Consider the following 18,514-nt stretch of genomic DNA (forward strand, 5'->3'; position numbering starts at 1 on the left):
AAACATGCTTCGGAAAGCGCAGATCCTGTTCCTGGGCGTCGCCATGCTGCTGGGCGGAACCGCCATGGCCGGCACCTGCCATCTGGCCGACTACGGTGCCCTGCCGGTCGAGATGGAAGGAAACAGGGCCACCGCCATGGCCGCGATCAACGGCCAGAACACGCGCCTTATCCTCGATACCGGCGCGATGTTCAATACCATGTCGCGGGCCAACGCCACCGACCTGAAGCTGCGGCAATCGATGCTTCCCTTCGACCTGCGCGGCTCCGGCATCGGCGGCAGTTTCGGCGTCAGCCTGGCGCGTGTCAGAGACTTCGGCATCCTGGGCGCCACGCTCCACAACGTCGAGTTCCTGGTCGGCGGCTCGGACAGCGGCATGGGCTTCATCGGGGCCAGCTTCCTCGACGTGTTCGACCTCGACATCGACCTCGCGCACGGCAAGTTGCACCTGATGAAGCCATCCAGTTGCGGCGATCGGCCGATGGCCTACTGGGTCACCGACGGCCATTTCCAGATGGCGGACCTGCTTTCTTCACGGAATGCGCACGACAGCCGCAGCTTCGTCGACGTCGTCATCAACGGCAGGAAGATCCGCGCCATGCTCGACAGCGGTTCCGAGGCGACCCTGCTGACGCGCAGCGCGGCGGAACGGGCGGGCCTCGACCTGTCCGCGGCCGACGTGAAGGCCGTCGGGCGCATGTCCGGCGCCGGTGCCAGGTCCTTCCAGACATGGCTGGTGCCCATACCCAGTTATTCGATCGGCACCGAGACCATCAGCAACAGCAAGGTGCTGGTGATGGACGGGCGCATCGGCACGGGCGAGGACGCGCCCGACATGCTGCTGGGCGTGGATTTCTTCCTGGCGCATCGCATCTACGTCGCGAACAGCCAGGGCAAGGTCTATTTCACCTACAACGGCGGCCGCGTGTTTTCCCTCGCGCAGGCGCCCGGCGACAGCAAGCCGGATGTCACGGCGGCCGATGCCGCGGATGCGCCAAGGACGGCGGACGATTATGCGTTGCGCGGGCAGGCCGACCTCGCGCGCGGCGAAACCACGGCGGCGCTGGCCGACCTGGACAAGGCCATCGGGATGGACCCGGGCAAGCCGGACTGGTATGCCACGCGGGCGCGCGTGCACCTGCTGCTGGGGCAGCCGGACACGGGCATGGCCGACCTCGACCAGGCCATCCGGCTCGACCCCGATGATGTCGGGAACCTGCTGCAGCGCGCGCGGTTGAAGCTGGCGCACAAGGACAAGGCGGGCGCCGAGAGCGACATGGCGGCGGCGCGGCAACTGGCACCGCCGGGGTCGCAGCAGTCGCGTGTCATCGCGCAGTTCTACATCGCGACCGGCCAGCCCGGCGAGGCCTTGCCCCTGCTCGATGAGTGGATCCGCCTGCATGGCAACGACCATGGCCTGGGTGCCGCGCTCGACGACCGCTGCCGGGCGCGCGGCCTTGCCAACGTGATGCCCGACAAGGCGCTGCATGATTGCCGCAAGGCGATCAAGCTCGATGGCGCCACCCCGGCTTATCTTGAAAGCGAGGCCCTGGTCCAGTTGCGGCTGAAGGATTACGCGGATGCCATCACGGGCTTCGAGCAGGTCCTGGCGCAACGGCCGCGCCTGGCATGGGCGCGCTACGGCCTAGGCCTGGCGCGGATCCGCAGTGGCCAGGCTGATGCGGGGAATGCCGATCTCGCCGCGGCCAAGGCGATCAACCCCCAGGTCGATGCGCAGTTCGAGCACTACGGCCTTTGAGGCGTAGCGGACCATGGCGTCCGCTCTCCCGCGGACTGGAGGGAGTGCTCCAGCGCCGCTCAAAACTCCAGGTGCGCGCGCAACCCCGCAAATGCAGCCGGCCCGCGTTCCCGGTTGTAGCCGGGATGGCGTATCCACTGGAAATCCGGGCTGAGCGTGAGGTGCGGAAATGGTGCGTAGCTGTAGTACAGCTCGGTGATTTCCTCGTGCGCGTAGTCCAATGCGCCATCGCCCAGCACGAAACCGCCGCCGCCCATTTCGAGGTATTCGCGGTGCAGCGGCGACAGCGCGTTGAGCGCGAAGCCGATGCCGATGTGGTCGTCGCTGCGGCCCCAGTGCACGCCGGAGAGCTGGAAGCCGCCGTCTAGCGTGCGGTCCACTTCGGTGAACACGAAGGATTCGGTGTGGCCGTCGTTCCAGCCGGCGCGCATGAACAGGCCGGTGTCGCCGCCGTCGGCCAGCGGCAGTTCGCCGTTGATGACGAAGCCGAACTTGTGGCGTCCCGGCGCGTCGGTGGCCTGCACGTCCGGCACTTCGCCGGTGGCCAGTGCCTGCGCGATGGCTTCGCCGTAGCTGCCCATGCGCGCGATGTTGCGGAAGGCCAGCAGGCGCAGCACCCAGCCGTCGGGCTGCGGATGCAGGCTCAGCTGCACCTGTTCGCCGCGCGCGTGCGACAGGTCGCTTTCCAGCAGCGGGCCGTTGGCCTTGTACGGCATGCGGTAGACGCCGTAGCGCAGCGTCCATGCCGGGTTGACCCAGGCCAGCATCAGGCCTTCGGTGTAGCCACGGGTGTCGGCGGCGAAGTCCCAGGGCGTGGCGTTGAACAGGTCCCAGTTCATGAACTGGGTGCGCGTGCCGTTGGCGTAGCGGTTGGTGTCGAAGTCGTCGTTCACCGCCATCTTGCCGAGCTTGGCGACGAGGCGGCGCGTGGTTTGCGTGCCGGGCAGGTGGTCCTGGCTGCGCTGCACGGTTTCGCTTGCGCCGCCGAGCGGCAGCGACCATTGCAGGTAGCGGCGCGCCACATAGGCATGGTTGCTCAATCCGGCCACGCCGGCACGGATCACGTCGCCGTTGGTGAGGCCGCCCAGTCCCGTGGCGCCGCTCACGCCGGCGCCGCGGAACATCTCCACGTCGAAATAGAAGGCCAGGTGCCAGGGCAGGGCCACGCCGAAGTACGCGCCGAAGGTGTCCGAGCGTTCGGTGTCGCCCTGCGGGCGTAGGCTCAACGGGCCGGAGTAGGGCGAATGCACGCGACCCTGGTGCTGGTCGACGAAGGTGTATTGCGCGCCCAGCCATTGCGGCACGAACAGCGGTGCGGCGGATGGCGCATCGTCGGCGCGTGCATTGCCCGCCAGTGCGAGGGCACCGGCGAGCAACAGGCTTGGCAGTCGTTGCAGTCGCTTCACTTGCTGCCGGTTTCCCCGTCGTGCTGGTCCTGCCACCAGCCGCCACCCAAGGCCTGGAACAAGGCCGCAGTATCGCTGTAGCGCGCGACTTGTGCCTGCACCAGCGCGACTTCGGCCTGCTGCCAGGCCTGCTCGGCCTGCAGCACGGCGACGCGGTTCACGTCGCCCAGCTCGAACTGGCGGCGGTTGATGTCCAGGCTGCGTTTGGCGGCCTGTTCGGACACCTGCGCGGCTTGCAGCGCATCGGCGTCGGCCTTCAGCGCGTACAGCTTGTCGGCCACGTTCTGCAGGGCGGCGACCACCGTGCCGCGGTATTGCGCCTTCGTCTCGTCCAGCGCGGCTTCGGCGGCGCGCTGCTGGTGCTTGAGCGTGCCGGCGTCGAACACCGGCTCGCTGACATCGGCGGCGAGGTTCCAGAACGCGGAGCCGTCCTTGAAGAAGTCACTGATGTTCATCGGCGAGCTGCCGGCGTTTGCGCTGAGCGTGAACTTCGGCAGGCGATTGGCCACGGCCACGCCCACCTGCGCACTGGCCGCGTGCAACTGCGCCTCGGCGGCGCGCACGTCCGGGCGTTGTGCCACCAGTTGCGCGGGCAGGCTGAGCGGCAATGTGCCGGGCAGGTGCAGGTCGGCGAGGTTGAAGTCGGTTGTCGCGGCATCCGCGGGCGATTGACCAAGCAGGGCCGCGATGGCGTCGTCCTGCTGGTTCAGCTGCTTCTGCAGCGGCGGCAGCGTGGCTTGCGCCTGCGCCAGCGTGGCGACCTGCGCGGCCACGTCCGCCGGCGCGAGCTGGCCCAGCTTGAGCTGGCGCTGGAACGAGTCCAGTGTTTCCTGCTGCGCGGCGATGATCTTCTGCGTGGCTTCGACCTGCGCGCGCAAGCCGGCCTGCTGGATCGCCGCGACCACCACGCTGGAGGTCAGGCTGAGCCGCACGGCTTCCAGCTGGAAGCGCTGCACGTCGGTCTGCGCGCGCAACGCCTCCAACTGGCGGCGGTTGCCGCCGAACAGGTCCGGCGCCCACGACACTTCGAGCTGCGCGGTGTGCAGCGTGTAGTAGTAGGCGTTGGACGCGGCAGGGCTGGCCAGCGTACTGGCCACGCGCTGGCGTTCCACGTTGTAGTCGGCCGAGACCTGCGGGAACAGCGCGCCCTTGCCGGCGGCCTGCGCTTCCTGCGCCTGGCGCAGCGCGGCCTGCGCGGCGGCCAGCCCGGGGTTGGCCTTGAGCGATTGCCTGATCAGCGCGTCGAGTTGCGGCGACCGGAACAGCGTCCACCACTGCGCGGGCACGTCCATGCCGGCGGCGAAGTGTTGCGTGTCGCCGTCCTGGCCGATGGAAGCGGGAAGCGGCTGCGCGGTGTAGCGGTCGCCCTGCGGCGCGTCGGGGCGGTGGTGGTCGGGGCCGACCATGCAGCCGGCGAGGAAGGCGGCGCTGGCCAGCAGCGGCAGCGCGCGGAATGTGCGGGTGATGTGTGTCTTCATGCGAACACCTGTGGCGTCGCGCCGTTGTGGGGGCGCGACGCATGTGCGGGATTTTCGTTTTTGCGCGTCATCCCGGCGCAGGCCGGGATGACGCGCTGAAAAGCGGGTTGGCCTGGCCCTTCATGGATCAGTGGACGATGCCTTGCGCGGGAACCGGGCTGGGCGTGCGCGGCGGGTGCCGGCGTTCGAACCGGTTTTCCATCGCGTAGTACAGCGCGGGCAGCAGGTACAGGGTGAGCAGGGTGGCGATGGCGAGGCCGCCCACCACCACGGTGGCGAGGCCGCGCTGCACGTCGGTACCGATGCCGGTGGCGAGCGCGGCGGGCAGCATGCCCATGGTGGCCACGGTGGCGGTCATCAGCACCGGGCGGAAGCGCTCGGAGGCGCCTTCCACCACCGCCTGCGCCAGGGCGGTGCCCTGCATGCGCAGGCGGTTGATGTTCGCCACCATGATGATGCCGTTCTGCACCGCCACGCCGAACAGCGCGATGAAGCCCACCGCTGTGGCGATGTTCAAGGTCTCGCCGCGCAGGTGCAGTGCGACCAGGCCGCCCAGCGTCGCCAGCGGCACCACGCCCAGCACCAGCAGCGCCTGGCGCAGCTTGCCGAACTCGCCGAACAGCAGCACCGCCATCATCGCCATCACCATGCCCAGCACCACGATCAATCGGGCCTGTGCGCGCTCGGCCTCCTGGAAGGTGCCGGCCCATTCGAGCCGGTAGGCCTGTGGGTCGTAGTGCACCTTCTGCGCGATCAGCGCCTGCGCCTGCGACACCAGCTTGGACAGCGCGAGCCGGCTGTTGTCCACGGTGATCGACAGCTCGCGCTTGCCGCCCTCGTGGGCGATGGTGCCTTCGCCGGTCTGGTAGGCGATGTGCGCCACCAGCGACAGCGGGATCTGCCCGCCGCTGGCCGTGGTGAGCGGCAGCTTGCCGATTGCTTCCGCGCTGTTCGCCACCGTGTCGGAGACGCGCGCGGTGACGTTGTAGATGCGGTCGGCCACGTACACCTGGGTGATTGGCGCGCCGCCGATGGCGGTCTGGATCAGGTTGCTGATGTCGGACACGTTGACGCCGTAGCGCGCGGCGGCGTCGCGGTCCGCCGCTATCACCAGCTGCGGGATCGGCGGGTCCTGGAAGATCGCCGCCTCGGTGCCGGGGATGGTCTTCAGCGTGTCCACGATCCGGCCGCCGAGCCGGCGCATCTGCTTGAAGTCGTCACCGTAGACGTACAGCACCAGCGCGCTGTGCGCGCCGCTGACCATGTCGTCCTCGCCGTCGCTGATCGGCTGGCTGATGCCGATGCTCATGCCGGGCAGTTCGCGGTCCAGCCGCGACTGGAAGCGCTGCACGAAGGCGGCCTTGCTCTCGCCGCCGGGCCAGCTGTCGTAGGGCTTGAGCCCCACCGCCACTTCCACGTGGGAGGGCGTCCACGGATCGGTGCCGGTGTCGTTGCGGCCCAACTGCGTGACCACGTAGGACACCTCGGGGAAGCCGCGCACCACGCGGCGCAGGTCGCCGGCCATCGCGCTGGCCTGGTCCATCGACAGGCCGCTGGGCATCTGCACCTGCAGCCACAGTGAACCTTCGTCCAGCGTGGGCAGGAAGGCGCGGCCCAGCGTGGCGCCCAGCACGATCACCGCCAGCAGCGCCACGCCCGCGGCGAGGTAGGCGACGCGCAAGTGCTGCAGCAGCCGGCCGAGGCTGGACTTGAAGCCGGCGTGCAGCCGCTCCAGCGGCTTGTTGTGGAACGGCTTGCGCGGCTTGCGCAGCGCGAGGTAGGCCAGGCCAGGGATCAGCGTGATCGTGCACAGCAGCGCGGCCAGCAGCGCATAGCCCACGGTGAACGCCATCGGCCGGAACAGCTTGCCCTCGGCATGCTCGAACGCGAACAGCGGCAGGTAGGCGGTGACGATGATCAGCGTGGCGAAGAAGATCGGCTTGCCCACCTGCGCCGTGGCGGCCATCACGTCGGCGCTGGCCAGCTCCTCGTCCGGCTTGGCCTCGCGGCGCAGCAGGATCGCCTCGGTCACCACGATGGCGCCGTCCACGATCACGCCGAAGTCGATCGCGCCGATGGAGAACAGGTTCACGCTCATGCCGGTGAGGTGCATCAGGATGAACACCGTCACCAGCGACAGCGGGATCACCGTGGCCGTCACCAGCGCCGCGCGCGGGCTGCCGAGGAACAGGATCAGCACCAGGCACACCAGGCCGACGCCTTCCATCACGGTGTGGAACACCTTGTCGGTGGTGGCATGCACCAGGTCATCGCGGTCCAGGTAGGGCACGATCTTCACGCCCTTCAGCGCGAGCTGCTTGTTGAGCTCGTCGACCTTGGCGTGCAGATCCACCAGCACCCCGGACGGGTTCTGGTACTTCAGCAGGTCGACGATGCCTTCGACGGTGTCGGGGTTGTTGTCCTTGCCGAGGATGCCTTCGCGCACCTGGTGGCCGTAGCGCAGCAGGCCGAGATCGCGCACCTTCACCGGCGAGCCGTTCGACTGGCTCACCACGATGTCGCCCATGTCCTTCAGCGAGTGCACCATGCCGATGCCGCGCACGATGTAGCTCTGCTCGCCGCGGGTGATGCGGCCGCCGCCGGCATTCGCGGTGTTGGCGGTGATCGCCTGCATCACCTGGTTCACGCTCACGCCGTAGCGCAGCAGGCTGGCCGGGTCGAGCACCAGCTGGAACTCCTTGGTGTAGCCGCCGAAGTTGTCCACGTTGGCCACGCCGGGCACGGCTTCCAGCGCCGGGATCACCACCCAGTTGTTGAGCTCGGACAGCTGCATCAGGTTCTGCGTGTCCGATTCCAACGTGTAGCGGTAGATCTCGCCGGCCGGTCCGGAGACGGGATCGAGGCCGGGCGTGATGCCGGGCGGCAGTTGCGCCTGGCCGATGCGCTCGGTCACGCGCTGGCGCTCCCAGTAGTCCTCGCTGCCGTCCTTGAACACCAGCGTGATCAGCGACAGGCCGAAGGTGCTGCTGGAGCGCATGTGCACCAGGCCCGGCGTGCCGGCCAGCGCGCGTTCCAGCGGGGTGGTGATCTGCTGCTCGATCTCCTCGGCGGCGAGGCCGGGCACCTGGGTGGTGACCTGCGCGGTGACGGCGCTGAGCTCGGGGTAGGCCTCGATGGAAAGCTGGGTCCACGAGTACCAGCCGAAGATCGCGACCAGGATGGCGACCACGAAGCACAGCGGGCGCTTGTGGAAGCAGAACTCGATGATGCGATTAATCATTGAGCAGCACTCCGCCGGCGACCACCACGCGGTCACCGGCCTTGAGGCCCTTCAGCACGCGGGCGCCGTCGTTCTCGTCGTAGCTCAGCTCCACCGTGCGGCGCTCGAACGTCCACGGTGCGACTTCCACGAACACGGTGGTGCTGTCGTTGTTCATCAGCAGCGCGGACTCCGGCACGAACACCTGCGCCGGTTGCGCGGCGGCGAGGCTGGCGGTGGCGTACATGCCGGGCTTCAGCGCATGGTCGGCGTTGGCCATGGCGATGCGCACCGGGTCGCGGCGGCTGGCCGGGTCGAGGACGGCGCCCACGGAATAGACGGTGCCCTGGAACACCCGGCTCGGATACGCCGGCACGCTGGCCGTGACGGGCTGGCCTTGCGACACCAGGCCCAGCGCATCCTCCGGCACTTCGGCGGTGATCCACAGCTTGTCGATGTTGGCGATGGTCATCATCGAGGCGGTGGGATCGTTGACGAAGGCGCCGGGTGCGATGGACAGCGTGGTGACCGTACCGTCGATCGGCGCGCGCACCTGCATCGGGCGCGATCCGCCGCTGGCGTTGCCGCCCAGCGCGGTGAGCCGCGTCTGCGCGCGCCGGTATTCCGCCTCGGCCTGCACGTAGCCGCTCTGCGCCGCTTCCAGATCCTTCACCGCCGCGCCGCCGGCCTGCTGCACGCCATGCGCGCGGTCCAGCGCCTTCTTCGCGAGGTTCAAGGCATCGTGCGCCTTGTCCACATCGGCATAAGCCTGGGCGAGGTCGCCGGAGTCGATCACCGCCAGCAACTGGCCACGTTGCACGTAGTCACCGAGGTTGACGCTCAACGACACCACACGGCCGGTGAGCGCGGGCAGCACGTTGGCCGTGTGTGCAGGATCGGCTTCGACGTTGGCGGGGAAGGCGAGTTCGTGCGGCGCCTGGTGCATGTCCACCGGCGCGATCTTCAGGCGCTGGCGCAGTGGCGAGTTGGCGGGCACTTCGATTTGCTGGCCGTGGACGACGAAGGCGGGTGCCGCTTCCTGCGCCGATTCATCGTGGGAGCAGCCGCCAAGCAGGCAGGCGAGGGTGAAAGCGAGCGTGCAGAAGGCAACGCGCGGACGGGAAAGCGTGTTGGACATGACTGGCATCCGATGCAGCCCGGCCGGGCGACGGCGGATGCAGGCGGGCATCAGCCCTGCATCGCGCCGGACGCGTCGATCCGGTGAGGTGTGGAATCGTTTTGAATCGCGTTGGATGCGCGAGGGATTTCATCCCCCCTCCCCTGCAAGCAGGGGAGGGCTGGGGTGGGGTGCTCTGGATCGACGAGAACGCCAAAGCACCCCCTCCCGGCCTCCCCCTGCATGCAGGGGGAGGAGAAAAACATCGCGTTCTTGTGAGCGGCGGAGGGAGGTCTACTGTCGTCAGGCATGGTCGCCTCCGTGATCCATCGAAGCCTGCGGCCCGCGCATGTCGGAACGATGACAGGCACGCGCGGACACCCGCCGCCAGCGCGCCGGGTGCAATGTCCTTGTAGTGAAGCGGTGGAGCATGGGCTCGCCTCTGCATGCGCACGCGGCGCACGACGGCGGCCCGTCCCTCAGTCGAGTAAGACGAAAGCCGACCGCAGGCGGTCGCGGACGCTCATCGGGTTGTGGAACGCCAGCATCCGCAAATGCTTGCGGTTGCCGGCGCGTCGACTGGGATAACTGTCCATTTCTCGCTGGGAGTGGCCAAAGAAGCCGTCAGGCGGGCTGAAGGCGCGCGCACTGTAGTCGCGGGTCACGGGGCTGTCAACGCGTTTGGACGGCCGGATTCGCGGCCTCCGGCCACGCCATTCGACGCATGCTGCGTAGCAGCAGGATTCGGCGCCTGAATCGCGGCTGACACGATGAAGCCGCGACGCGGTCCCGCAGCGCGAAGGCCGCCGTGTGGCGGCCTTGCGATCGATCCGGCAGGGCAGGAAGTCCGGTCGCCGCGTCGCTATTTCATGCGATGGCTTGCGGCGTAGCCGACCGGCCAGCGGCACGACCCTAGTCGTTGTTGCCGAGCACCGAGCCGATGACGCCGCCGAGCAGCCCGGCGCCGATGCCGGTCGATGCCGCACGGTTGCCTTCGCCCGGCATGTATTCCGCGATCTGGTGGGCAAGGCGCGAGATGGGCAGGGTCTGCAGCCACACCGTGCCGGGTCCGGTCAGCGATGCCAGGAAGATGCCGTCGCCGCCGAAGATGGCGTTGCGGATGCCGGGCACGGTGGTGATCTGGAAATTCACCGAGGCCTGGAAGGCGCCGACGTGTCCGGGATGCACGCGCAGCGTCTCGCCGGGGGCCAGGTCCTTCCGGATGAGCTCGCCGGACAGTTCCAGCCAGGCCGTGCCGCTGCCGCTGATCCGCTGCAACAGCAGGCCGGAGCCGCCGAAGATGCCGGCGCCCAGCGACTGCTGGAAGCCCACGCCGATGCTGACCTGCGACGTGGCGCAGAGGAAGCCGTGCCGGTGCACCATGTATTCGCTGTTCGGCGCCACCGGCACGGGCACGATATGGCCGGGCACCTTGGTGGCGAACGCCACCACGCCGGGGGACTGCACGGCGCGGTAGTCCGTCATGAAGAAGCTGCCGCCGCCGGCCACGCGCTTGAACATGCCGAGCAGGCCGCCGCCGCCGCCCATTTGGGTGTGTGTGGTCATCTGGATCGACGCGCTCATCCACGACAGTTCGCCGCTTTCGGCGAACACGCTTTCGCCGGGATCGAGCTGCACTTCGAGCACCGGCATGGTGGTGCCCTGGATGTGTGTCTGCATGGCGGGTTCTCCGGGTGATGGCGAGGGTTGGAGAAAAGCGGTTGCGGGTATACCTGATTTGCGGCTCGTACGCAGCTGTTCGCGGAGACAGCCCGTCGGGGCGATGCCTTATCGCGCTTTTGCGTGCGGTGCGTGGCTGGACAGCATGGCGGCCATGCGCGTTTGCCAGCCGGCGCCGGTCGCCTTCCATGCCTCAAGCACGTCGGGCGGCAAGCGCAGGCTGATCGCAACGCGCGGAGACTCGACCTTGGGGCGGCCGCGCAACTTGGCTTGCAGTGTGGCCGGCAGTTTGGCGAAGGGTTTGGCGCGGGCGAAGTCGGCGTCCGTCCACTCGGGGCTTTCGTTGTCGATCATTTCAGGAGCGGGTCGCTTGTTCATATCGTCTTACCTCGCGCTTGTTTGCCTTGCGGAAACTGATGACCCGGATACTGGCGCCGGTTTCCGCGAATACCAGCATGTGCAGCCGTCCATCGAGAAAGCCCAGGGCCTGCCAGCGCGTTTCGCCATAGTCCCGGCGCGTGTCCTCGATGAACAGTGCCGTTTCGAAATTGAACTGAGCTGCCTGCTCGAACGACAGGCCGCGCTCGACGATGTTCCGTTCGTTCTTGACCGGGTCGTAACTGACTTCCATGTGATTTAATGTATATACAAATAAAATGGGGCGCAAGTGAGAGGGGAAAAAGCAAAGGCCGCCTCGCGGCGGCCTTTGGCATCAACGTATTGACCCGCACGGGTTACCCGCGCGAAGCCCGCTTGCGGTCGTTCTCGGTGAGATGCTTCTTGCGCATGCGGATTTCCTTCGGCGTGACTTCGACCAGTTCGTCGTCGTCGATGAAGTCCAGCGCCTGCTCCAGCGAGAACTTGGTCGCCGGGGTGAGCTGGATCGCATCGTCCTTGCCGGAGGCGCGCATGTTGGTCAGCGGCTTGGGCTTGATCGCGTTGACGGTGAGGTCGTTGTCCTTGGCATGGATGCCGACCAGTTGGCCTTCGTACACGTTGTCGCCCTCGGCGGCGAACAGCTTGCCGCGTTCCTGCAGCGGCCCCAGCGAGTAAGCGGGCGTGGTGCCGCCGGCGTTGGCGATCATCACGCCGTTGAGGCGCTTGGCGATCGCCACCGGCGTGTACGGACCGTAGTGGTCGAACACGTGGAACAGCAGGCCCGAACCCTGGGTGAGGGTCTTGAACTGGTTCTGGAAGCCGATCAGGCCACGCGCCGGGATCAGGTACTCGAGGCGCACGCGGCCCTTGCCGTCCGACACCATGTTCTTCAGCTCGCCCTTGCGGATGCCGAGGCGCTCCATCACGCCGCCCTGGTGCTGCTCTTCGATGTCGACCACCAACTGCTCGATCGGCTCCATCTTCTGGCCGTCGATTTCCTTGATGATCACTTCCGGACGCGACACGGCCAGCTCGTAGCCTTCGCGGCGCATGTTCTCGATCAGCACCGAGAGGTGCAGTTCGCCACGGCCCGAGACCAGGAACTTGTCGGCGTCGGAACCATCTTCCACGCGCAGCGCCACGTTGTGCACCTTCTCGCGGTCCAGGCGCTCGCGCAGCTGGCGGCTGGTGAGGAACTTGCCGCCGGACAGGTCCTTGTGGCCGACGAACGGCGAGTTGTTGACCTGGAAGGTCATGCTGATCATCGGCTCGTCGACGCTCAGCGCCGGCAGCGCCTCGGGCACGTCCAGCGAGGTGACGGTGTCGGAAATGGTCAGCTCGGGGATGCCCGAGATGGCGACGATGTCGCCGGCCTCGGCGGAATCCTGCTCGATGCGCTCGAGGCCGAGGAAGCCGAGCACCTGGCCGATCTTGCCCTGGCGCTTCTTGCCATGGCGATCGATCACGGCGACCGGCATGCCCTTCTTCAGGGTGCCGCGCTGGATGCGGCCGATGCCGATCACGCCGACGAAGTTGTTGTGGTCCAGCTGGCTGATGCGCATCTGGAACGGGCCTTCCGGATCGACGTCCGGCTTCGGCGCGTGCTGCATGATCGCTTCGTACAGCGGGGTCATGTCGCCTTCGCGGGCGTTCTCGTCCAGCGAGGCGTAGCCGTTCAGCGCCGAGGCGTAGACGATCGGGAATTCCATCTGCTCGTCGGTGGCGCCGAGCTTCTCGAACAGGTCCCACACCTGCTCGACCACCCACTCCGGGCGGGCGCCCGGGCGGTCGACCTTGTTGACCACGACGATGGGCTTGAAGCCCATGGCGAAGGCCTTCTGGGTCACGAAGCGCGTCTGCGGCATCGGGCCGTCCATCGCGTCGACCAGGATCAGCACCGTGTCCACCATCGACAGCACGCGCTCCACCTCGCCGCCGAAGTCGGCGTGTCCGGGGGTGTCGACGATGTTGATGCGGTTCTTGGTGCCGGTCTTCTTGTCCGTCCAGGTGATGGCCGTGTTCTTGGCCAGGATCGTGATGCCACGCTCCTTTTCCTGGTCGTTCGAGTCCATCACGCGCTCGGCCAGCACGGTGCGCTCGTTGAGCGTGCCGGACTGCTTCAGCAGCTGGTCGACGAGGGTGGTCTTGCCGTGGTCGACGTGGGCGACGATGGCGATGTTGCGCAGGTTTTCGATGGACATGGGCGGGCTCGGGCGACGCGGAGTCGTCACGCAGGTTTCTGATAGGGGAACCGGCGGATTATACGCGCTTGCGCGCGCGCCTGCTTGCGTCCCGGCGCCGCGTTCAGGTCAGGCCGGTCAGCGCATAGGCGGCGATCACCACGAACACCGCCAGGGTCTTGATCACGGTGACCGCGAAGATGTCGCGGTAGGACTGGCGGTGGTTGAGGCCGGTCACCGCCAGCAGGGTGATCACGGCGCCGTTGTGGGGCAGGGTGTCCATGCCGCCGGAGGCCATCGCCGCCACGCGGTGCAGCACTTCCAGCGGTATCCCGGCGGCATGCGCGTTGGCGATGAAGGTGTCCGCCATCGCGCCCAGCGCGATGCCGAGCCCGCCGGAGGCCGAGCCGGTGATGCCGGCCAGCGCGGTCACCGCCACTGCCTCGTTCACCAGCGGGTTCGGGATGGCGTGCAGCGCGTCGGCCACCAGTCTGAAGCCGGGCAGGGCGGCGATCACCGCACCGAAGCCGTATTCCGAGGCGGTGTTCATCGAGGCCAGCAGGGCGCCGCCCACCGCGGCCTTGCTGCCCTCGGCGAAGCGCCGCGCCACCGGCTTCCACGCGAACGCCAGCACGCAGAGGATGCCCAGCAGCAGCGCGCCTTCCACCGCCCAGATCGCGGCGATCTTCGAGACCTCCTGCACCACCGGCGCGCTCCTGCCCACCACGCTGGGCTGGAACGTGGCGGTGCCGCCGTACAGGCGCGGAATCAGGCCGGTGAGCCACTTGTTCGCCACGCCCACCAGCACCAGCGGCAGCAGCGCCAGCAACGGGTGCGCCAGCCTGCCGCCGTCGAACGGCGCGGGCTCGTTGGCCAGCTCGCTGCCGTAGCCTTCGCCGGCGCGGGCCGCCTTGCACCGGCGCGATTCCAGGTAGGCCAGGCCCGTGGCCAGGATGAACGCCGCGCCCAGTGTGCCCAGCCACGGCGCCGCCCAGGCGGTGGTGCCGAAGAACGCGGTGGGGATGATGTTCTGGATCTGCGGCGTGCCCGGCAACGAATCCATGGTGAAGGTGAATGCGCCCAGCGCGATGGTGCCGGGGATCAGCCGCTTAGGGATGTCGCTGGCGCGGAACAACTCGGCGGCGAACGGATACACCGCGAACACCACCACGAACAGCGACACGCCGCCGTAGGTGAGCAGCGCGCACACCAGCACGATGGAGAGGATCGCGCGGCCCTTGCCAAGCAGCCCGATGGTGGCCGCCACGATGGCCTTGGAGAAACCCGACAGCTCGATCAGCTTGCCGAACAGCGCGCCCAGCATGAACACCGGGAAATACAGCTTGAGGAAGCCGACCATCCTGTCCATGAACAGGCCGGTGAACATCGGCGCCACCAGCGCGGGATCGGTGAGCAGCACCGCGCCCAGCGCGGCCAGCGGCGCGAACAGGATCACGCTGTGGCCGCGGTACGCCGCCAGCATCAGGAAGCACAGCGCGGCGAGCACGATCAGGAATGCCATTGCCTTCGAATCCCCTGCAGCCATCGGCGATGGCCGCAGTATTCGGCACTGCCGCGCCGCGCCGGCACTGTACGAAGGTACAAGTGCCGCCCGCGCGGGCGCTGCCTAAGCTCGCCGCACAATCGGCATCCGCGCCTGTCGGATGCGCCAACGACGACGAGGGGAAACCATGAAGCGCACGCATCTGAGTCTGGCGGTCGGTCTCGCGGTGGGCACGGCGTTCGCCGCGCCGGCATGGGCACAGTCGCCGCCCGCCGACGCCGGCCAGCAGGACGCCACGCCGGTCAAGGCCAAGCAACTGGACCAGGTGGTGGTCACCGCGCGCAAGCGCGCGGAGACGCTGCAGGACGTGCCGATCGCGGTCAGCGCGTTCACCGGCGACGACCTGCGCGCGCAGAACGTGCAGAACCTCGGCGACCTGCAGGGCAAGGTGCCCTCGCTGCAGGTCTACGCCGCGCGCGGCTCCAACACCACGCTCACCGCCTACATCCGCGGCATCGGCCAGGCCGATCCCACCTGGGGCTTCGACCCGGGCGTGGGCATCTACATCGACGACGTCTACATGGCGCGCCCGCAGGGCGCCATGCTGGACGTGTTCGACGTGGACCGCATCGAGGTGCTGCGCGGCCCGCAGGGCACGCTGTACGGCAAGAACACCATCGGCGGCGCGATCAAGTACGTCTCCAGGCCGTTGCCGGTGAAGACCGAAGGCGCGGTCGAGGCCACCGTGGGCACGCACGGCGAGAAGGACGTCAAGGCCAACCTCGGCACCGCCAGCGCGGACCAGGTGTGGCGCGCGCGCCTCGCGGTGGCCAGCCTGCACAACGACGGCTTCGGCAAGGACATCGACACCGGCAGCCGCAACGGCAACAAGAACACCAACGCGGCGCGGCTCACCCTGGGCTTCTTCCCGTCGAACGACTTCAACGCCCAGTTGGAATTCGACGGCATGCGCGACAACTCCAACCCGCGCGGCGCGAAGATGCTGGAGGTGAACGCGTTCTATCCGAACTACCAGCCGCTGGCCAGCGACTACGACACGCGCAGCGGCATGGCGCAGCTCAACCACACCAAGGTCTACGGCACCGCGCTGACGATGAACTGGATCGCCAGCCAGGCATGGTCGCTGAAGTCGGTGACCGCGGTGCGCGGCTCGTCCACCGACACCAACATCGACTTCGACACCCTGCCGGCGCAGGTCGCCGACGTCGGCGCGCTGTACAGCGACCACCAGTTCAGCCAGGAATTCCAGGCGAACTACGACGCCGGCGGCAGCCTGCACGGCGTGTTCGGCCTGTTCTACTTCGACGGCAGCGCGAACGGCCAGATCCACAACATCTTCCTCGGCTCGCCGCCGTATTCCACGCTGGGCTACTCGCAGTACGGCAGCACCGGCGGCAGCATGGGCACCAAGAGCTACGCCGGCTACGGCGACTTCGCCTGGGACTTCAGCCCCGACTGGAGCCTGGACGTGGGCCTGCGCTACACGCACGAGACCAAGACCGCGGTCATCCAGAACTACGGCTATGCCGACGCCAGCTTCGCCACGCCGATCGCGACGCTGGCCGACTTCAGCGGCTCGCACGGGACGAACAACGTGTCGCCCAAGGTGTCGCTGGACTGGAGCGTGGACCCCAACATCAAGCTGTATGCCAGCTACGGCGAGGGCTTCCACTCGGGCGGCTACAACATCCGCGCGAACTGCGCGGCGATCCCCAGTTCGTGCCGGCCGATCGAGGACGAAAAGGTGAAGTCCTTCGAGCTGGGCAGCAAGATGACCTTCTTCGACGACAGCCTGATGATGAACACGGCGCTGTACCGCAACGTGTACTCCAACATCCAGCTGTCGGTGTTCACCTCGTACACGCTGCCGAACGGCCAGCAGGGTTTCTTCGGCGACTTCACCAACGCCGGCAAGGGCCACATCGACGGCCTGGAGGAGGAGTTCGCGTGGGTGCCCACGGACAACTGGACGCTGCGCGGAAACTTCGCGTGGATGCACACCAAGTACACGCAGTTCATGAGCGGCGGCGTCAACATCGCCGACACGCAGACGTTCACCAATGCGCCGAAGTTCTCCGGCAGCCTCAGCCTCGAGCACACCGTGCCGCTGGACAACGGCGGCACCCTGAGCGGCCGGATCAACTACACCTACCAGACCTCGGTGTATCCCGAGACCACGCTGTCGCCGCTGATCATGCAGCCCGCCTACGGGTTGTGGAATGCCGGCGTGACCTGGCAGATCGACCAGCCGTGGTCGCTGAGCCTGCAGGGCAGCAACCTCGCCAACAAGGCGTACCGCACCACCGGCTACAACATCGCCGCGCTGGGCATCGTCACCGGCTACTACGGCAACCCGCGCATGGTGACGCTGAGCGCGCGTTACCAGTTCTGACGATGATGCACGTGGTGGACGGAGCGGGAGAATCGCGATGCGTTGGATGAAATGGTGCATGACCGCCGCCGTGCTGCTGACGGCGGCGGTGCAGGCCGACGAGGCCGCGCCGCTGCCCAGGCTGAAGGTGGACGCGGTGCGCGTGGCAGTGGCCGGCCTGTCCTCCGGGGCGTACATGGCGACCCAGGCGCAACTGGCCTATCCGGAGGTCTTCCGCGGCGCCGCGCTGGTGGCCGGTGGGCCGTACGGCTGCGCGAACGGCCAGTTGAACGCGGCGCTGGGCAGTTGCATGAAGGGCGTGCCGCCGCCCGACGTGGATGCGCTGGTGAAGCGCACGGAGCAGCGCGCCAGTTCCGGCGAGCTCGGCTCGCTGGACGCGCTGTCGTCGTCGCACGTGTACCTGTTGCATGGTCGCGCCGACAAGGTCGTCGCTCCCGCGGTGGCCGAAGCCGGCGCGGCGTTCTACCGCAAGCTGCGCGATGGCGTGCCGGGCCTCAAGGGCATGCAGGTGGTGGACGACGGCCAACGCGGCTTCGGCCACAACCTGCCGGTGGCGGCGGGCGGCGACGATTGCGGCAAATCGGAATCGCCCTATCTGGGCCACTGCGGCTTCGACGCGGCGGGCGCGATCTTCGCGCAGCTGTACGGCCCCGCGCCGCGGGCGGCCACGGCGGCGAAGGGACAGTTGCGCACGTTCGACCAGGACGCGTTGCGGCCCGGTGGCGCCGATGCCTTCCTCGCCGACACCGGCTACGTCTACCTGCCGCCGGACTGCCTCGCCGGCAAACCCTGCGGCCTGCTGGTGGCCCTGCACGGCTGCAAGCAGAACGCCGAGGCGGTGGGCGAGGCCTTCGTGCGCGACGCCGGCTTCAACCGCTGGGCGGACGCCTACGACGTGGCCGTGCTGTACCCTCAGACACGCGCAAGCTTCGCGCCCTTGAATCCGCAGGCATGCTGGGACTGGTGGGGATATTCCGGCACGAATTACGACACACGGCAGGGCGTGCAATTGCGCTGGCTGATGGCTGCGGTGCGCGCCATCGAAAAGTGATGGCCGCAGCCACTGTTCTCCCCTCGCCCGCTTGCGGGCACGCGGAGAGGCGCCATGGATGGCGCCGGCTTTGGGGAGCGAGGAGAGGGGTTGGGGGAGAGGGCGCTTTTGCTTTGGCTGTGTTATCGCAAGCGACAGAGCGGTTTCGTCCGCCTGTCGGCGGCCGAGTTCCTTTCTCTTTGCGTGCCCAAAGAGAAAGGAACCAAAGAGAAAGGGCACCCCGATGGCGCGCCCTCCGGGCCTCCTGCCCTACGGGTGCGCGGGTGGGCTACGGGGTTTTTCGACGGGGCTCCTGCCCCGGCGAAAAACTGGCCGGCATCCCTGCCGG

13 protein-coding genes are annotated in these 18,514 nt (G+C 67.9%); 3 read left to right on the top strand and 10 right to left on the bottom strand.

Translation table 11 applies throughout. From position 1 onward, the window contains the following. The first annotated feature begins 4 nt into the window (after nucleotides 1-4). Entirely contained in the window at nucleotides 5-1,759 is a 1,755-nt protein-coding gene (locus IHE47_RS06925) for a retropepsin-like aspartic protease (RefSeq protein WP_225561678.1), read from the top strand. 59 nt (nucleotides 1,760-1,818) lie between these two features. Here IHE47_RS06925 and IHE47_RS06930 read toward each other — a convergent pair whose 3' ends face one another. From IHE47_RS06930 to IHE47_RS06975, 10 genes are all read right to left on the bottom strand, one after another. Continuing rightward, nucleotides 1,819-3,165, bottom strand: a complete 1,347-nt coding sequence (locus IHE47_RS06930) for a carbohydrate porin (RefSeq protein ID WP_343227451.1) — start codon at nucleotides 3,163-3,165, stop codon at nucleotides 1,819-1,821. Further along, the gene (locus IHE47_RS06935; RefSeq protein WP_192105148.1) at nucleotides 3,162-4,643 is read right to left on the bottom strand and encodes an efflux transporter outer membrane subunit; all 1,482 of its coding nucleotides are present in this window, start codon (nucleotides 4,641-4,643) and stop codon (nucleotides 3,162-3,164) included. The genes IHE47_RS06930 and IHE47_RS06935 overlap by 4 nt, the downstream gene beginning before the upstream one ends. Before the next feature lie 127 nt (nucleotides 4,644-4,770). After that, a complete protein-coding gene (locus tag IHE47_RS06940; protein ID WP_192105149.1) occupies nucleotides 4,771-7,884 on the bottom strand; it encodes a CusA/CzcA family heavy metal efflux RND transporter in 3,114 nt (1,037 codons plus the stop codon). Continuing rightward, nucleotides 7,877-9,001, bottom strand: a complete 1,125-nt coding sequence (locus IHE47_RS06945; protein WP_192105150.1) for an efflux RND transporter periplasmic adaptor subunit — start codon at nucleotides 8,999-9,001, stop codon at nucleotides 7,877-7,879. The genes IHE47_RS06940 and IHE47_RS06945 overlap by 8 nt, the downstream gene beginning before the upstream one ends. A 458-nt stretch (nucleotides 9,002-9,459) precedes the next feature. Next, nucleotides 9,460-9,645: a hypothetical protein gene (locus IHE47_RS06950; protein ID WP_192105151.1), complete on the bottom strand. Its 186-nt coding sequence runs from the start codon at nucleotides 9,643-9,645 to the stop codon at nucleotides 9,460-9,462. Between the two features lie 247 nt (nucleotides 9,646-9,892). After that, the gene (locus IHE47_RS06955) at nucleotides 9,893-10,660 is read right to left on the bottom strand and encodes a TIGR00266 family protein (protein ID WP_192105152.1); all 768 of its coding nucleotides are present in this window, start codon (nucleotides 10,658-10,660) and stop codon (nucleotides 9,893-9,895) included. Nucleotides 10,661-10,768: 108 nt separating this feature from the next. Then, on the bottom strand, nucleotides 10,769-11,038 hold the full coding sequence (locus tag IHE47_RS06960; RefSeq protein WP_192105153.1) for a BrnA antitoxin family protein: 270 nt from the start codon (nucleotides 11,036-11,038) through the stop codon (nucleotides 10,769-10,771). Beyond that, the gene (locus IHE47_RS06965) at nucleotides 11,016-11,291 is read right to left on the bottom strand and encodes a BrnT family toxin (protein ID WP_192105154.1); all 276 of its coding nucleotides are present in this window, start codon (nucleotides 11,289-11,291) and stop codon (nucleotides 11,016-11,018) included. The genes IHE47_RS06960 and IHE47_RS06965 overlap by 23 nt, the downstream gene beginning before the upstream one ends. Nucleotides 11,292-11,394: 103 nt before the next feature. Beyond that, on the bottom strand, nucleotides 11,395-13,239 hold the full coding sequence (gene typA, locus IHE47_RS06970; protein WP_192105155.1) for a translational GTPase TypA: 1,845 nt from the start codon (nucleotides 13,237-13,239) through the stop codon (nucleotides 11,395-11,397). A 103-nt stretch (nucleotides 13,240-13,342) separates the two neighbouring features. Further along, on the bottom strand, nucleotides 13,343-14,740 hold the full coding sequence (locus tag IHE47_RS06975; RefSeq protein ID WP_192105156.1) for a GntP family permease: 1,398 nt from the start codon (nucleotides 14,738-14,740) through the stop codon (nucleotides 13,343-13,345). A 169-nt stretch (nucleotides 14,741-14,909) separates the two neighbouring features. Here IHE47_RS06975 and IHE47_RS06980 point away from each other — a divergent pair, with 169 nt between their 5' ends. Together IHE47_RS06980 and IHE47_RS06985 are read left to right on the top strand one after the other, a co-directional pair. After that, on the top strand, nucleotides 14,910-17,135 hold the full coding sequence (locus IHE47_RS06980) for a TonB-dependent receptor (RefSeq protein WP_192105157.1): 2,226 nt from the start codon (nucleotides 14,910-14,912) through the stop codon (nucleotides 17,133-17,135). A 58-nt stretch (nucleotides 17,136-17,193) separates the two neighbouring features. Further along, nucleotides 17,194-18,186: a PHB depolymerase family esterase gene (locus IHE47_RS06985; protein WP_225561679.1), complete on the top strand. Its 993-nt coding sequence runs from the start codon at nucleotides 17,194-17,196 to the stop codon at nucleotides 18,184-18,186. The last annotated feature ends 328 nt before the right edge of the window (nucleotides 18,187-18,514 follow it).

Origin of the sequence: Rhodanobacter sp. DHB23 (assembly GCF_014842975.1) — a bacterium.
In the GTDB taxonomy this organism is placed as follows: Bacteria; Pseudomonadota; Gammaproteobacteria; order Xanthomonadales; family Rhodanobacteraceae; genus Rhodanobacter_A.

Excerpts from the sequence above, each read along its gene's own strand:
- IHE47_RS06925 (WP_225561678.1), top strand. The coding sequence starts at position 5 with ATGCTTCGGAAAGCGCAGATCCTGTTCCTGGGCGTCGCCATGCTGCTG.
- IHE47_RS06935 (WP_192105148.1), bottom strand. The coding sequence starts at position 4,643 with ATGAAGACACACATCACCCGCACATTCCGCGCGCTGCCGCTGCTGGCC.
- IHE47_RS06940 (WP_192105149.1), bottom strand. The coding sequence starts at position 7,884 with ATGATTAATCGCATCATCGAGTTCTGCTTCCACAAGCGCCCGCTGTGC.
- IHE47_RS06945 (WP_192105150.1), bottom strand. The coding sequence starts at position 9,001 with ATGTCCAACACGCTTTCCCGTCCGCGCGTTGCCTTCTGCACGCTCGCT.
- IHE47_RS06955 (WP_192105152.1), bottom strand. The coding sequence starts at position 10,660 with ATGCAGACACACATCCAGGGCACCACCATGCCGGTGCTCGAAGTGCAG.
- IHE47_RS06960 (WP_192105153.1), bottom strand. The coding sequence starts at position 11,038 with ATGAACAAGCGACCCGCTCCTGAAATGATCGACAACGAAAGCCCCGAG.
- IHE47_RS06965 (WP_192105154.1), bottom strand. The coding sequence starts at position 11,291 with ATGGAAGTCAGTTACGACCCGGTCAAGAACGAACGGAACATCGTCGAG.
- typA (WP_192105155.1), bottom strand. The coding sequence starts at position 13,239 with ATGTCCATCGAAAACCTGCGCAACATCGCCATCGTCGCCCACGTCGAC.
- IHE47_RS06975 (WP_192105156.1), bottom strand. The coding sequence starts at position 14,740 with ATGGCATTCCTGATCGTGCTCGCCGCGCTGTGCTTCCTGATGCTGGCG.
- IHE47_RS06980 (WP_192105157.1), top strand. The coding sequence starts at position 14,910 with ATGAAGCGCACGCATCTGAGTCTGGCGGTCGGTCTCGCGGTGGGCACG.
- IHE47_RS06985 (WP_225561679.1), top strand. The coding sequence starts at position 17,194 with ATGACCGCCGCCGTGCTGCTGACGGCGGCGGTGCAGGCCGACGAGGCC.